Annotated in this window: 12 protein-coding genes; 5 read left to right on the plus strand and 7 right to left on the minus strand. The window is 42.5% G+C overall.

The features are described 5' to 3' along the window. From WCM76_15780 to WCM76_15810, 7 genes are all read right to left on the minus strand, one after another. The coding region (locus WCM76_15780; protein MEI6767092.1) for an aminotransferase class V-fold PLP-dependent enzyme at positions 1-424 on the minus strand (424 nt) is incomplete at its 3' end. 129 nt (positions 425-553) lie between these two features. Beyond that, positions 554-1,966: a Fe-S cluster assembly protein SufD gene (gene sufD / locus WCM76_15785; GenBank protein ID MEI6767093.1), complete on the minus strand. Its 1,413-nt coding sequence runs from the start codon at positions 1,964-1,966 to the stop codon at positions 554-556. 3 nt (positions 1,967-1,969) lie between these two features. Beyond that, entirely contained in the window at positions 1,970-2,734 is a 765-nt protein-coding gene (gene sufC / locus WCM76_15790; GenBank protein MEI6767094.1) for a Fe-S cluster assembly ATPase SufC, read from the minus strand. Between the two features lie 294 nt (positions 2,735-3,028). Beyond that, the gene (locus WCM76_15795) at positions 3,029-5,221 is read right to left on the minus strand and encodes a DUF349 domain-containing protein (protein MEI6767095.1); all 2,193 of its coding nucleotides are present in this window, start codon (positions 5,219-5,221) and stop codon (positions 3,029-3,031) included. Positions 5,222-5,330: 109 nt separating this feature from the next. Then, positions 5,331-7,631, minus strand: coding sequence for a patatin-like phospholipase family protein (locus tag WCM76_15800; protein MEI6767096.1), 2,301 nt, complete (start codon positions 7,629-7,631; stop codon positions 5,331-5,333). Between the two features lie 533 nt (positions 7,632-8,164). Beyond that, positions 8,165-9,346, minus strand: a complete 1,182-nt coding sequence (locus WCM76_15805; protein MEI6767097.1) for an aminotransferase class I/II-fold pyridoxal phosphate-dependent enzyme — start codon at positions 9,344-9,346, stop codon at positions 8,165-8,167. A 500-nt stretch (positions 9,347-9,846) separates the two neighbouring features. Next, positions 9,847-10,143, minus strand: a complete 297-nt coding sequence (locus WCM76_15810) for a hypothetical protein (GenBank protein ID MEI6767098.1) — start codon at positions 10,141-10,143, stop codon at positions 9,847-9,849. Positions 10,144-10,351: 208 nt separating this feature from the next. Here WCM76_15810 and WCM76_15815 point away from each other — a divergent pair, with 208 nt between their 5' ends. The 5 genes from WCM76_15815 (at position 10,352) to tnpA (ending at position 13,733) form a co-directional block, all read left to right on the plus strand. Next, positions 10,352-11,152: a hypothetical protein gene (locus WCM76_15815; GenBank protein MEI6767099.1), complete on the plus strand. Its 801-nt coding sequence runs from the start codon at positions 10,352-10,354 to the stop codon at positions 11,150-11,152. Between the two features lie 145 nt (positions 11,153-11,297). Next, positions 11,298-11,591 carry a hypothetical protein gene (locus WCM76_15820; GenBank protein MEI6767100.1) on the plus strand — a complete coding sequence of 98 codons (294 nt, stop codon included), beginning with the start codon at positions 11,298-11,300 and terminating at the stop codon, positions 11,589-11,591. Then, positions 11,592-12,152 carry a hypothetical protein gene (locus WCM76_15825; GenBank protein ID MEI6767101.1) on the plus strand — a complete coding sequence of 187 codons (561 nt, stop codon included), beginning with the start codon at positions 11,592-11,594 and terminating at the stop codon, positions 12,150-12,152. Between the two features lie 103 nt (positions 12,153-12,255). Next, positions 12,256-13,188 (plus strand): hypothetical protein, encoded by a 933-nt coding sequence (locus WCM76_15830; GenBank protein MEI6767102.1) that lies wholly within the window; start codon positions 12,256-12,258, stop codon positions 13,186-13,188. Positions 13,189-13,271: 83 nt separating this feature from the next. Beyond that, positions 13,272-13,733, plus strand: coding sequence for an IS200/IS605 family transposase (gene tnpA, locus WCM76_15835; protein ID MEI6767103.1), 462 nt, complete (start codon positions 13,272-13,274; stop codon positions 13,731-13,733). The last annotated feature ends 452 nt before the right edge of the window (positions 13,734-14,185 follow it).

Consider the following 14,185-nt stretch of genomic DNA (forward strand, 5'->3'; position numbering starts at 1 on the left):
AAGCGCCGTGTTCTTCGCACGACATCTGCCAGGGAACAATGTTGGAATGATGTTCCATGCCTGTGATTATTACCTCATCACCCTTTTTAAGGAATTTCTTACCAAATGACGATGCCACAAGGTTTATGGCCTCCGTTGTGCCGCGTGTGAAAATTATTTCATGAGCATGAGCCGCATTTATGAAACGGCAGATATCCTTACGCGATTCTTCAAAAGCTACGGTAGCCTGCTGGCTCAGATAATGAACTCCCCGGTGAATATTGCTGTTCTGAACTGAATAATAATGATCCAGTGCATCAATAACCTGCTGTGGCTTTTGAGTGGTAGCTGCATTATCAAAATATACAAGGTCGCGGCCATAGACCTGCTGGTGCAGTGCCGGAAACATGGGTCGTATGCTATCTAAATCTAATTCTAAGGACATTGTTATTTGTTAAAAATGATAAATTTTAAATTGAAAAGAATCAATTCAGACGACAGGTGCTTGCCATCATCACACTATTCCTTTTTTTGTCTTTTGTCTTTTGTCTTACGTCTTGTGTCTTACTACTAACTACTGTATTTTACTCATGTCTATCTCAAAGGTAATGGCATCGTTGTCTTTGCAGTGAAGGTTACAGGCATCGCAAATAGAGAGTTCGCCTTTCAGACGTTTTACAATCATGGAATCTATGCGTTCGCGTAAAACTTCTATCTGAATTTTATTTGCCACTTCCGCTGCAAAGGCATACAGGAGAAGCATCTTGGCATTACGGTCGCAGATACCCCGCGATTTGATATAGAACATGGCATCAGGGTCGAGTTGCCCGACGGTAGCACCGTGGCTGCATTTTACGTCATCGGCATAAATTTCCAGAAAAGGCTGGGTGTTGATAATGGCCGTATCGGTAAGTAAAATGTTACGGTTGTTCTGCATGGCAACAGTTTTCTGCGCGTCGCGGCGTACCAGCACATGCCCGCTGAATACGGCGCTTGCGTCATCATCCAGAATGCCTTTGAACAATTCAAAGCTGGAACTTCCGGGTTTAATATGATCAATATAAACCTGATTATCGGTATGCTGCTTACCATCGGTAAGATAAAGCCCGTAAACATTGGCAAGACAGCCGCTGCCATCAATAGCTACACGCGTTTCGTTGCGTATCATTCCGCCATTCAGCGTAAGTGTATTGGTGGTGATGATGCTGTTATCTTTCTGATGAAAAAAGTTATTATTGATAACGGTCGACTGGTCGTCTTTGTTCTGCAGTTTGTAGTAATCAATTTCAGAACCTTCGTCACAGAATACTTCGGTAACGGCATTGATAAAACTGCGCTCATGTCTGATGGAATCGTCGCAATGCACCAGTGTGAGTTTACTGTTCTTGCCCAGAATAACCAGATTGCGCGGCTGTATGAAAACACTGTCGGGAGTATCCACCACATTTACCATCTGTAGAGGCTTCTCTACCTTCACGCCATCCGGAACATAAATAAACATGCCGTCCTGCGCAAAGGCGGTATTGAGGGCAATAAGCCCGTTGGTGTTTATATCGGCATAACGACCGTAATGCTTTTCAACCAGTTCGGGATATTGTTTGATGGCAGCAGCAAAGCTTCCGATAATAACACCGTCGGGAAGTTTTGTCAACGGGGCATCTTCGTAATAATACCAGCCGTTCAGCTGAGTATAAAGGTAGGTTCCGAAATTATGAATCTCGCAGCGGAAAATTTGCTCAACCTTCACGTTTTTATCGTGCGGGCTGAGATAGAAAGTATATTCCGTTTTGAGCGAATCGGCCAGACTGGTGCTTTTCCATTCTTCCAGCTGCTTTGTAGGAAACCCAAGCTGCTCGAAGGTTGCAATTCCCTTTTCTCTGACGCCTCCCATAAATGCGGGATCGCATGTGCTGATGGTATTTTTTGCACTGTTGAACAATGCAACGAGATTTTCCCGCGAAGGAACATGCTTAAATTCCATTTTCATGATTTAACTGTTTAAGCTTTCCTGTTCCTGTTTAATCCAGTCGTATCCTCTTGCTTCGAGTTCAAGCGCGAGTTCTTTACCGCCCGATTTTACAATACGTCCTTCAAAAAGAACATGTACAAAATCGGGAACGATATAGTCGAGAAGCCTCTGATAGTGCGTAATCACAAGAAATGCATTATCCGACCTGCGTAATTTGTTCACGCCGTTGGCAACAATTTTCAACGCATCAATATCAAGACCTGAATCGGTTTCGTCGAGTATGGCAAGCTTCGGTTCAAGCATGGCCATCTGAAAGATTTCGTTGCGCTTCTTTTCGCCACCTGAAAATCCTTCGTTTACCGAACGGTTTGCCAGCTTGTCCTGTATCTCTACCAGTTTCTTTTTTTCATCCATCATCTTCAGGAAGTCGGCACCCGAAAGTGCGGGAAGTCCTTTGTATTTGCGATGCTCATCAATAGCTGTCTTCATGAAATTGGTCATGCTCACGCCCGGTATCTCAACCGGATACTGAAAGCCGAGAAAGATTCCTTCGCGCGAACGGTCCTCAACAGGCAAATCCATCAGATTGCGACCGTTGTATTCAATGGTTCCGTCGGTAACTTCGAACATTTCCTTGCCTGCTATAACCGATGCCAGCGTGCTTTTGCCCGTGCCGTTCGGTCCCATGATGGCGTGTACTTCGCCTTCGTTCACCTGCAAATCAAGACCTTTGATAATCTTTTTGCCGTTGATGGAAACCCGTAGGTTCTCAATTTTTAATAACATAATTCCAATATTTTATGACCGTGTTTTATACTTATCTTATCATTGTATGCACAGCATTATCCCAAATGCCGTTGCTCATGCAAAAATAGCAATTTTAATTCGTTCTAAATAATGGATTGCATTAAATATTGGCTAATGCTGATGTATTCTGACGAAAATCAGATAATAGTCGTGAGTCGTGAGTCAAGAGTCAAGAGTCAAGAGTCGAGAGTCGTGAGTGGGGTAAGAAGTCAGTGCCTAAAGGAAAAAGAAAAAAAAAGCCCCCTTTTTAAGGGGGCTGGGGGTAGATTCGCCTTACTTCTTCCGGTCTTCATTATCCTGCTTTGCAAGCATTTTCACTTTTGCTTCAAGAAGCAACAGCTCCTGTTTGGCATTATGAATTTTCTTTTCGAATTCTTCTTTCAGTATACTTGCATTTTTGGAGTTGGCAAAGAAACCGAGGTTGTTTTCCCATAACAGAATATCCGATTTCAGACGGCTTGCCTGAACTTCGATACTGCTGCGTTCTTTGCTGAGCATTTTGCCTGAATCGGGGCCACCTTTCAGATTTTCTATACGGCTCTTGAAATTCAGGGTGTTCATCTCTACCTGCGATATCTTCAGCTTATCCATCAGGTTGTTGATGGCTGTGCGGAATTCCGTATGAAGCCTGTCTTTATGATCCATGGGAACGTGACCGACTTCCATAAACGCGCGCTGGAAATTCTTGAGTGCGTTCAGATTTTCTGTTTTATCGTCCAGAATTTCAAAGTCAATAACCTGCTTGATGAGCTCTTCTTTTTTCGTCAGGTTTTCCTGCTCCATGCCCTGAACATTGGAGAAGTATTCTGCCTTTCTCTTGAAAAACTCATCACAGGCACCTCTGAAGCGTTTCCATATTTTATCGGAGAACTTGCGCGGAACCGGACCAATCTTTTTCCATTCGTCCTGCAGCTTCAGCAGCGCCATGGTAGTTTGTTTCCAGTTATCGTTATCTTTCAGTGCTTCTGCCTGAACGCAGAGATCCACTTTAAGATTGTAATTGTTCGTCTGACCGTCTTTAAGCTCCGAGAAAAATTCTTTTTTGTGATCATAAAAAGCATTCATCCCTGCTCTGAAGCGTGTCCATACATGATCGTTGGAGTTGGCAGGTGCACGGCCCAGCGATTCCCACAACTGCTGAATCTCTGATACGGCATCGGTTTTTTCTTTCCACTCATTTACCGTCATAATATCGGAAGTAGTTATGGCTTCAAGCTTTTCGCAAAGCGCTGTCTTGGCCATCAGGTTATCTTCCTGTTCCGACGATACTTTTTCGTAATATTCCTTACGCTGCTCGTTAATCTTATCGCTTACGGTTTTGAATCGTTCCCAGATTTCGTCTTTCTTATCCTGAGGAACCGGACCTATTTCCTTCCACTCTTCGTGGTAACGCTGCAGCTGTTTGAACGAACGGGTAATGGATTTATCAAGCAACAACTCTTCGGCCTTTTCGCATATCTGCATTTTCAGCTCCAGATTTTTGCGCAGGTCAAGGTCTTTGAGTTCCTTGTTGATTTTAACCTTATCAAAGAATTTCTCGGTAAGGAAATGGTAATTCTGCCAAAGGTTATTTATCTCTTCACGAGGAACCGGACCTGAATTTTTCCAGCGGTCCTGCAGTAGTTTAAATTCGTCGTAAGTCTTTTTCAGGCTTTCTTCCGAAGTAACAAGCACTTTCAGCTCGGCAAGAATCTGAATCTTATCTTTCAGATTTTCCTGTTTTACTTTTTCCTGTTCCTTGTCGGCTTTTCCTTTTTTCTCTTTATAGATATCAAAAGCCGCCTTGAATTTTTCTTCGAGAGGCTCAACGCAGGGTATATATTCTTCTTTCACTCCGCCTTCGGCTATGAAGTCGTCGAAGTGTTTTTTCTTTTCTTCTTTAACAATATTCAGAAAAGCCACCTTAACCAGCGACACCCTGTTTTTGAGTTTTGCAACATCGGCGGTAGCAACAGTTTCTTCAAGTACTGTTACCAATTGCTCTTTTGAGAAGGTTGCATAATCGGGTTCCGGTTCGGCTTCTTTTTCTGCCTCGGCAGCAAGCGCAGCGACCTCATCAGCCTCATGTTCTTTGGCGGGCTTTTTAGTGCTGCTTTTCTTTGCTTTGGGTTTTTCTTCGGCCGATTCTTCTGCTGCTGCTTCGCTGGTAAATTCAGCATCTGCCACTTCTGTTACGGGTTCTTCCGTAAGAGCGACAGGCACTACCGCTTCTTCAAGCGGTTCATCGGTTAAAGGATTGGCAGCCGAGTGGTTCTCTGCTGCATTTTCAACCTCTGCAATCTCTTCTGCAACGACCGGCTGTTCAACAATAGCCTCTGGTGCTGCATTGATCTCTGTTTCGGTTACCTCGCTTTTTTCAGGGAGGTTTTCGGTAGAAGAAGTACTCTCGTTTGTTACTTCAATTGATGCGTTGTTCTCATCCTGAATGTTTTCAGCATTCTCAGGATTCTGTAAGGGTTGTTCCATAATTAAAGGACGACTTATATTAAAAAAAATCCAGAACATTCCTTAAATCCGAAATGTTCCGGTGGAAGTTAGCTTTAGAATACAAAAATAGCAATTTTTTTAATCCGAATCAATCGAGAGCTCTGCGATTAAATATTATATATCCGATATTGAACATAAAGGAATAAGGATCGTCGCTTCCCGGGAAATATCCAAAGCTCAGGCTGATCGGGCATACGGGGCTGTGATATACCAAAGCCGCATTTGCCATGAAGTATCTGTCTTCAAGAGGACTGCCGTAAGCGGCCGTTAGGTCAGCATTTTTGCGAATCTCTTTCCATGGCTGAAATATATAGCCTTCGGCACGGAAATGAATCTTTTTGTAAAGCGTTACAATTCCCTTTAATCCTGCCGCAGCGTAAATCGGCGCCCGGTAGTTCGGCAGGAATATGGTCTTGCTTTCGGGTGTGGGCTGAAAGGCCGGAGTCCCCAGTATGCTTGCTGTATAATTGTTAAACAGCGGCTTGGTAGAGAACATGCCTTCGCCATAGAAGCCCAGTCGCAGGGGCCCGACTCTTCTGAAATAATTATCATACAGAATTCGGAACTGGAACCACTGGTGCTGCTTGCTGTACTTTTGAGGGTAAATAGCGGTAGAGCCCGGATCACAAGTCTCTTTACCCGTTATATACCTGAGTTCTGCCATAAGGTTGGTGCCACTGTATGCGTATTGCTTTTCGTTCAGGGTTTTGCGCTCCACCATTACAAAAGGCGTGAACATGTTGAAATAGGTGCGGTCTGCCGTATCTGTCCGTACAAAAATATTGGTCTGATAATACGAATCCTTGAGCCGTGCCATGGTACCGCCAAACTCAAACTTCCCTTTATTGTGCATCGGAAAAGCAAGACTCGTTTCCACATCAAATTCATTCTGGATGAGATATGACGGCTTCTTATCTTCAAAAAAGCGGGTGGTGGTTTTGAAATAATCCCACTGATGCAGCACCACCGATGTTTCCCAATAAAAGGGCAGTGCAGTCGGGAAATCAAGCCGTGTCTTGAACGAAAGTGCGCTGTAAAACCTTCCAATATATGAATCGAGGTGCAGGGTTACCGCAGAGGCTCCAAGGTTCTTGTACTCAATCCCCAGATAGGCACCGTTAATAGGTCCCGACGAAATGATTCCGCCAAACTGCGCCAGAAAATTCTTATCACGGTTTATCCGTAAGTTTAAATCAAAAAGTCCTTTATTCTTGTTGAATAGCGCTTTCGGATAAATGGATTCTATTTTATCATCGGCAAGCAATTTGAAATACTCAACTTTCAGGTCTTCCGCATTAATCTTCCGCGAGCGGTGCAACAGCAGTTTATAAATATAAAACGACTGTACCTTGTTCAATCCGTCGATACCGATACTGTCGAATACCAGCGGTGGTTTTTTATCGTTGAACCGTTTGCGCCTGGCATCCACATCCGCTTTTTTCACCGTATCGTAAACCGATTTGCGTATCTCCGCCATCTTCGCTACCGTAGCGTCATAACCTGCCTGTATCAGCGCATCGGCTTCGCTGAAATCAAATTCCTGCGTATGCGGCAGTCTGGGCGTTATCATTACACCGTTATCGCACACCACATCATAATTGGTATTCACCATCAGCATATTCTGTATCTGATTGATGAGGTCTCCATCCTCGGGCGCAGCGCTATTAGAGGCTACGTTGCTTCCAATAATAATGTCAGGATTAAAATCATTGTATGCCACGTCGGCAGGGAAGTTATTATACATGCCTCCGTCGAACAGCAGCCTCCCGTCTACACGTATGGGCTTGAAATAAAATGGATAGGTCATGGATGCTCTTACCGCTTCCGGAAGATATCCCTTGCTGAAAACCACTGCCTTCTTCTCCGCAATATCAGACGCCACACAGCGGTAGGGGACAAACAGACTGTCGAAATTATTGTTGGCAGCAGCACCGGCCGTAGCCAGAAAGTACATCATTCCGAAATCGACCTGATACGGTGAAATAATATTGGTAGGAAGCTTGTACTGCCATACACTGTCGTAATTAAACTTGAAATTTATCCACGAGCCGTTGGCGGGTTTTTCCTTGAAATAATAAATGTATTTGTCTTCAATCTCGCCCCATGCCCAGTTCTGAAACTCCTCACTGGTAACAATCTTCTCCATTTCGTCGGGCGAATACCCCGATGCATATAAGCCACCAATAATGGCGCCCATTGATGTTCCTGCCACACAACTCACCGGGATTCCATACTCTTCAAGCGCCTTGAGCACACCAATATGTGCGCAGCCTTTGGCACCCCCTCCGCTCAATACCAGAGCCACCTTCTGCGCAGGCGAAATAACCGATAGCATGCACAGCAACAAACCCAGCATCAAGCTTCTGAAAGTATGTATTTTACTTATCATATTAGCGCATTGTACGTGCGTCGATGTGTTTTGTTTCATTTCCTGTAAATATACGAAAAAAAAGTTGAGGCGTAGCCGAAATCCGTCTCCTGACGGATCGAGAGTCGTGAGTCGAGAGTCGTGAGTCGAGAGTTGAGAGTCGAGAGTTGAGAGTCGAGAGTCAAAAGAAAGAAGTCAGAAGACAGGAGTCAGAATAAATATTACCCCGGAAGGGGTTTAATGACAATAGAACCAATGCGTGATTTATTCCCGGCGGCGCACGGGAAATGTTGATTAAAATGATAATGCATCATGCGCCGCAACGGTAGTAATTTAGTCGTGAGTCGTGAGTCGTGAGTCGAGAGTCAAAAGAAAGAAGTCAGAAGACAGAATTCAGGAGTCAGAAGACAATAACCCCTAATCCCTTAAGAAGGTAAAAGAACAAAAAAGCCCCCGGAATATGGGGGCTAAAAATGAGGAGAAAGTCAAAAGGACTAAGAAAATAGTAATAGTACTTTAAATTCTTAGTTCTTAGTTTTTAGTTCTTCATTAAATTAAATCAGCTTCATCGCCTGGTCGAGGTCTTCGATAAGGTCGCCGCAGTCTTCAATACCTACCGAGAGACGTACAAGACCGTCGGTGATGCCTGCTGCAACGCGCTTTTCCTGCGAAAGCTTGGAATGTGTCATCGATGCCGGATGCTGTATCAGGGTTTCAACACCGCCCAGCGATACGGCAAGGATTGCCAGCTTCACGTTGTCGAGCATGATGCGTCCTGCCTCCAGTCCGCCCTTGAGTTCAAAGCTGATGAGGCAGCCGGGACCGCTCATCTGTTTGCGTCCGAGTTCGTATTGCGGATGCGACTTCAGTCCGGGATATTTTACCCACGATACCTTCGGGTGTTTTTCAAGGAATTCGGCCACCTTTATAGCATTTTGCTGTGCACGCTCTATGCGGATTGCCAGCGTGGTAAGTCCGCGGTGTACCAGAAATGCCTGATGCGGATCCATGTTGAAACCGAGGTTCACCATGGTAGTACGAAGCGGAGTGTAATACTTCTCGTCGCGGGTAATAATCATACCGGCAACCACGTCGGCATGTCCGTTGATGAACTTGGTCATGGAATGCACGATGATGTCGGCACCGAGGTCGAAAGGTCTTTGCAGATAAGGACTGCAGAAGGTATTGTCAACCACCAGGGGAATGTTGTGTGCATGAGCCAGTTCGGCGCAGGCAGCAATATCCATGATGTCCATGGTAGGGTTAGCGGGCGTTTCAATATAGATGAACTTCGTCTCGGGGCGAATGGCTGCTTTGATGTTCTCGATGTCGGTACAATCAACATACGATGCCTGTACGCCGAACTTCGAATAGATATTCTCGATAATACCGCGCGAAGGACCATACACAGCGTTGTGGCTTACCAGATGTGCGCCCTGACTCAGCAGTGCGGAATACACGGTGCTGATGGCACCCATACCCGATGAGGTGGCAATGCCGCGGTAGCCGTTCTCGAGCAGTGCTACGGCACTTTCCAGAGCATTGATGGTAGGATTGCCGATACGGCTGTAAATGTATCCGTCGGCTTCGCCGCTGAAGCATTTTGCTCCATGTTCAACATTCTCGAACTTAAACGTGGATGTTTGATAGATTGGGCTGACGGCGCTTCCGTACTGGTCGTCGGTAGTACCTGAGTGAACAAGCTTTGAGTCGAATTTCAGTTTATCGTTTTTCATAAAAAATAAATATGCGGTTTACACCTTTTTTAATAATGCCGCAAAGATAGTAATTTAGTCGTAAGTCGAGAGTCGTAAGTCGTGAGTCTTGAGTCGTGAGTCGAGAGTCGAGAGTCGGGAGTCGAGAGTCAAAAGAAAGAAGTCAGAAGACAGAATTCAGAAGAAATATTACCCCGGAAGGGGTTTAATGACAATAGAACCAATGCGTGATTTATTCCCGGCGGCGCACGGATAATGTTGATTAAAATGATAATGCATCATGCGCCGCAACGGTAGTAATTTAGTTATAAGTTGAGGCGTAGCCGAAATCCGTCTCCTGACGGATCGTGAGTCGAGAGACAATCTTGCCAGGCTGTCGTGTGTTTGTAACGCGTGACACGCGGGCTGAAGGGTAAAGGCTTAAGGCTAAAAGCAAAAAACCTTTCACCCTTTCAGCTAATTACTTATTACCTGCATTTTGAACTGTTCCGGTACGAAAACTAACTGTTCCGATGAGATAACTAAACGGAGGGAAGCGAAAACATTTTGGAAGCAAGCTTTGTTAATACGGTACCACGACTTGTCATTACGGTGGCAAGCCTTGTCATCACGAAAGCAAGCCTTGTCATTACGGTGGCAAGCCTTGTCTTCACCGAAGCAAGCTTTGTCATCACGAAAGCAAGCCTTGTCATTACGGAAGGATGCTTTGTCATCACGGAAGGATGCTTTGTCATCACGGAAGCAAGCTTTGTCATTACGGAAGCATGCCTTGTCATTACGGAAGCAAGCTTTATCATCACGTAAGCAAGCCTTGTCATTATGGAAACATGTTTCGGTCGTTGAGCTTGTCGAAACGCCGAAACGCCTTCACCCCAAATGTTAATTAATTAAACATAATCAAAAATTTATTATATTTGGGATGGGGATTTTGTGGGTTGGGGAAGATGTGTAACTAAAATGAACATTACTAATAACTATTAAGCAACAACAGTCTGGGTCAATAAGAGAGTAGAACAATATCAATTTATGAGAAATTTCATTGGAATATTATTTTTTGTATTATCATACTCTTTGATGTTTTCTTCCTGTACTAATAAATCTCATGACAATTGCCAGAATTGGTCAGAATCTCAGAAACGTAAATACTTTCAGGACAGTATTGCATACAGATACAGCAGCGGAAAGGTGAATAGTCCAAAAAAGTTGTGGAATTTCACGGTTTTCATGGATTCCTTATATCATGAAATAAAGGCGAAAAATAAATACAACCCTTTGGTTTATGCTTTTGAGGAAACGTATATAGATACTTCAAAAATTGACAGTTCGAAGTACTGGATCAGAATGATTATTGATCCATGTTGGAGAATACCTTTCTGCATTACTTTAGAGAAAAAAAATGACAGAACTTACATTACTTCAAAAATTACAAATGGTCAGGGCGGTTATTATTCTGGTGTGTTATTATATTCATGTACAAAAATATACTCAGACACTTTGTATAACAGTATTTCTAAAGAACTTCATAATTTGAATTTCTGGAATTTGGGTATAGAAGAATCTTCCTGTATTGATGGTGAAACTTGGTATTTCGAGGCAATTGAAAGTGGACAATATAATTATATATCAAGAAGGTGCTTTCGTCTGAGAGACAAGCCTGCATCAAGACAAAATCTGTATCAATTTGGAATAAAGCTTCTAAGATTGGGTAATTTCTTTGATGAAAACTATATTGAATCGGGACCAATGGAATGCGACCTGACTTTTCTAAAATCAGCTGTTGACACAGCAAATTTTAAAGTAAAGATGATCCAATATATTAAATGGTAAACGACAGAGCACAGTCCTGCTGGCTGCATTGGTGCAGCGCTCGATAAATTCATAAACACAAAAATAACGCGGAGACCAGAAACCGCAGCATAAACGGGGCGACACCGAAAAGCCAGAAGAGTAGGAACATTAAACAACAATAATTATGACAAACGATTTACAGAATGAGCCCGGGCAAACCATCATCATTAATAATGTTGTAAAGAAGTCGAATGGTATCGGAATAGCCGGTTTCGTAATTGCATTGATTGCACTGTTCCTGGGCTGGGTTCCGGTATTGGGATGGATTCTCTGGGTACTGGGTTTAATCTTTTCGTTTATCGGTGTGTTCAAATCACCCCGCGGATTACCTATTGCCGGATTAATCATCTCATTCATCGACCTTATCGTAATACTGGTTGTGTTCGGAGCGATATTGGGCAGCTCGGCAAATTTCTAAATGATGAAGTGTAACAACTCTTTCATTTCGCCATTGTTGTTGGCTGTTTTGTTGTCAGCAACAGTCGTGTCATGTAAAAAAGACCCGATAGAAAATGCAAAATCAGACCTATTTGAAAAACTCAAAGGGACATGGGTATTGACTGATTACTCGATGCAATCAAGCGGATATTTTACGGGAATGTCCGGCTATGGAAGTTCATCGTTTTCTAATAATATTGTAACTGATACCAATATTACCCGTTTTTATGATTCCGTTGTAACAACAACTGTACGAACAGCAACCTATAGCTACGTTAAGCATCTTGATTTTATCAAATATAGAAATGACCGGCTCTATTATACTGAATCAACAATAAAATCAGATGTTGAAACAACTACGGAAAACAGAGCGGACTGGACAGATCTGACCATGAGCGGTCTTGTTATTAAAATTGAAGATGAGGATTGTATTTTGTCTGTCGACGGTTCTGACAATCTTATTTTGGTTAGGGATAATTCATATTTTTCTGTCGGTAGTGGGGGCGAATCTCATTACAAATGGACTTTTACAAAAGAATGAAAGATACAATTGCTGCATTAACAGATTCATATTTAATGCAGCAGCTTCATGAAAGAATCGCAGATAACATTTTATCATTTTGCTAATCGAAAATTTTAAACAGATGAAAAATATACTGACTTTTTTTTGCTCTTTGCTTTTACTGGTATTCATGGGTACACAACCAACATCAAAAGCAGCTAATTGCGCTGATGTTTCTCAAGGCAAGGACGAAATTGTCCTGAGTGTAGTATTACAGAATGGACAAACTGAACTTAACGAGGCATTGAGCAGGGCTGTTAAAAAATACTGGACCTGCACAAAATATGAGTTCATTGATACAAAGGTGATGGGGGAAAAATGTACCTCCGGCGGTTACTATCTTGTTCTTGCTGCTGCCCCCGATGAAAACAGTCTGAATTTTGGGTATATCAGCATTCTTACAAAAACGGCACTTACTGTTTTAAATTCTGACAGTCGGTCTTTGAATCCTCTTTATGTAAGAACGAATAAAAAAACCGGAGTAGATGAAATATATTTTGATTCATCAGTTGTTGGTATTGGAATTAGAAATTTGAAGCTGGTGCCCGGTCCTGAATTTTATATCGCACTGATGAATCAAATATTCGACCTGAAGTTTGTAAAGAAAATGAAGAAAAGATGTTTTGATGGTCCAAATGAAACACCCGAAGGCATATTTTTCTTTGATGGGTATTCTTCAGATTATCTAAAAGATAAAACCTTATTAATTGACGAACAAACTGCAGGAAAAATGCTGAAGAAATTTGATAACGAAGCAAACCTGAAACGGATAATTTCGAAAACCACTTTAATTCCTGAAGCGAATATTTTTATTAAAACGACATCTGATCTTTGCGAGTCATTTCTCAATGAGTATGAAGACGTCCTCTATCTATATACCTACTATTGTTATTTGGAAACAGAATTGAAAGGCAATATTGGCGAGCTCTGGATGGCACCTAATATCATTAATAGCAACGGGAAGTTTGTAGCTTCGCTTGATAAATATGCTAACCTGAAGAAAAAACACAAGTAGCCTGTCCGCCTTTGGCGGGCGACCTATTGGTAGAAAACAAAACGACAAATAATAAATAAGCCCCTTAGGGGTGACACGTAATTATGCCAAACACGTATTCACAAATATTTATTCAAATCGTTTTTGCGGTGAGCAAACGACAAAATCTTATTCATGAGCAGCGTCGTGATGAATTACAGAAAATTATCACGGGTATTGTTCAAAAACGCAATCAAAAAATGCTTGCCATTCATTGCATGCCCGACCACACGCATATTCTGGTCGGAATGAATTCGGACATTAGTGTATCTGATTTAACACGTGACATCAAAGCAGGCTCATCGAAGCATATGAACGATTATAAATGGTTTCCTGGTAAATTCAGCTGGCAACAAGGATTTGGGGCATTCTCTTATTCAAAGCGTCAGATAAAAGATGTTGTTAATTATATTCTGAATCAGGAAACTCATCATCATAAACAGACTTTTAAAGAAGAATATCTGGTATTTCTGCAGAAATTTGAAATTGAATATGATGAAAAATATCTTTTTGAATGGATTGATTGATAACCTTTACAGGTCGCTCCTACGGAGCTTTTGATTGGGTGCACTAATTTAAATGCTACCAACAGGTCGCCCCTACGGGGCTAAAACAGGTAATAAGTAACAGGCAACAAATTATACCATCAAGCAATGTGTATTAATAAAAATCACGCACTTATATGAGCTCCGTAGGAGCGACCCATTTGTAGAAAACAAAACGACAAACAATAAAATAGCCCCGTAGTGGCGACCCATTTGTAGAAAGCAAAACGATAAAAAATAAATAAGCTCCGTAGGAGCGACCCATTTGTAGAAAGCAAAACGACAAATGCTAATATAGCCCCGTAGGAGCGACCTATTGGTAGAAACCAAAATGACAAAAAATAAATAAGCCCCGTAGGGGCGACCCATTGGTAGAAAACAAAACGATAAAAAATAAATAAGCTCCGTAGGAGCGACCTATTGGTAGAAAACAA

Source organism: Bacteroidota bacterium, from assembly GCA_037133915.1.
In the GTDB taxonomy this organism is placed as follows: Bacteria; Bacteroidota; Bacteroidia; order Bacteroidales; family CAIWKO01; genus JBAXND01.

Bases quoted from the DNA above. Each gene is read 5' to 3' on its own strand.
- sufD (MEI6767093.1), bottom strand. From the start codon at position 1,966: ATGAAAATGGAATTTAAGCATGTTCCTTCGCGGGAAAATCTCGTTGCA.
- sufC (MEI6767094.1), bottom strand. From the start codon at position 2,734: ATGTTATTAAAAATTGAGAACCTACGGGTTTCCATCAACGGCAAAAAG.
- WCM76_15795 (MEI6767095.1), bottom strand. From the start codon at position 5,221: ATGGAACAACCCTTACAGAATCCTGAGAATGCTGAAAACATTCAGGAT.
- WCM76_15800 (MEI6767096.1), bottom strand. From the start codon at position 7,631: ATGATAAGTAAAATACATACTTTCAGAAGCTTGATGCTGGGTTTGTTG.
- WCM76_15805 (MEI6767097.1), bottom strand. From the start codon at position 9,346: ATGAAAAACGATAAACTGAAATTCGACTCAAAGCTTGTTCACTCAGGT.
- WCM76_15810 (MEI6767098.1), bottom strand. From the start codon at position 10,143: ATGACAAGGCTTGCTTACGTGATGATAAAGCTTGCTTCCGTAATGACA.
- WCM76_15815 (MEI6767099.1), top strand. From the start codon at position 10,352: ATGAGAAATTTCATTGGAATATTATTTTTTGTATTATCATACTCTTTG.
- WCM76_15820 (MEI6767100.1), top strand. From the start codon at position 11,298: ATGACAAACGATTTACAGAATGAGCCCGGGCAAACCATCATCATTAAT.
- WCM76_15825 (MEI6767101.1), top strand. From the start codon at position 11,592: ATGATGAAGTGTAACAACTCTTTCATTTCGCCATTGTTGTTGGCTGTT.
- WCM76_15830 (MEI6767102.1), top strand. From the start codon at position 12,256: ATGAAAAATATACTGACTTTTTTTTGCTCTTTGCTTTTACTGGTATTC.
- tnpA (MEI6767103.1), top strand. From the start codon at position 13,272: ATGCCAAACACGTATTCACAAATATTTATTCAAATCGTTTTTGCGGTG.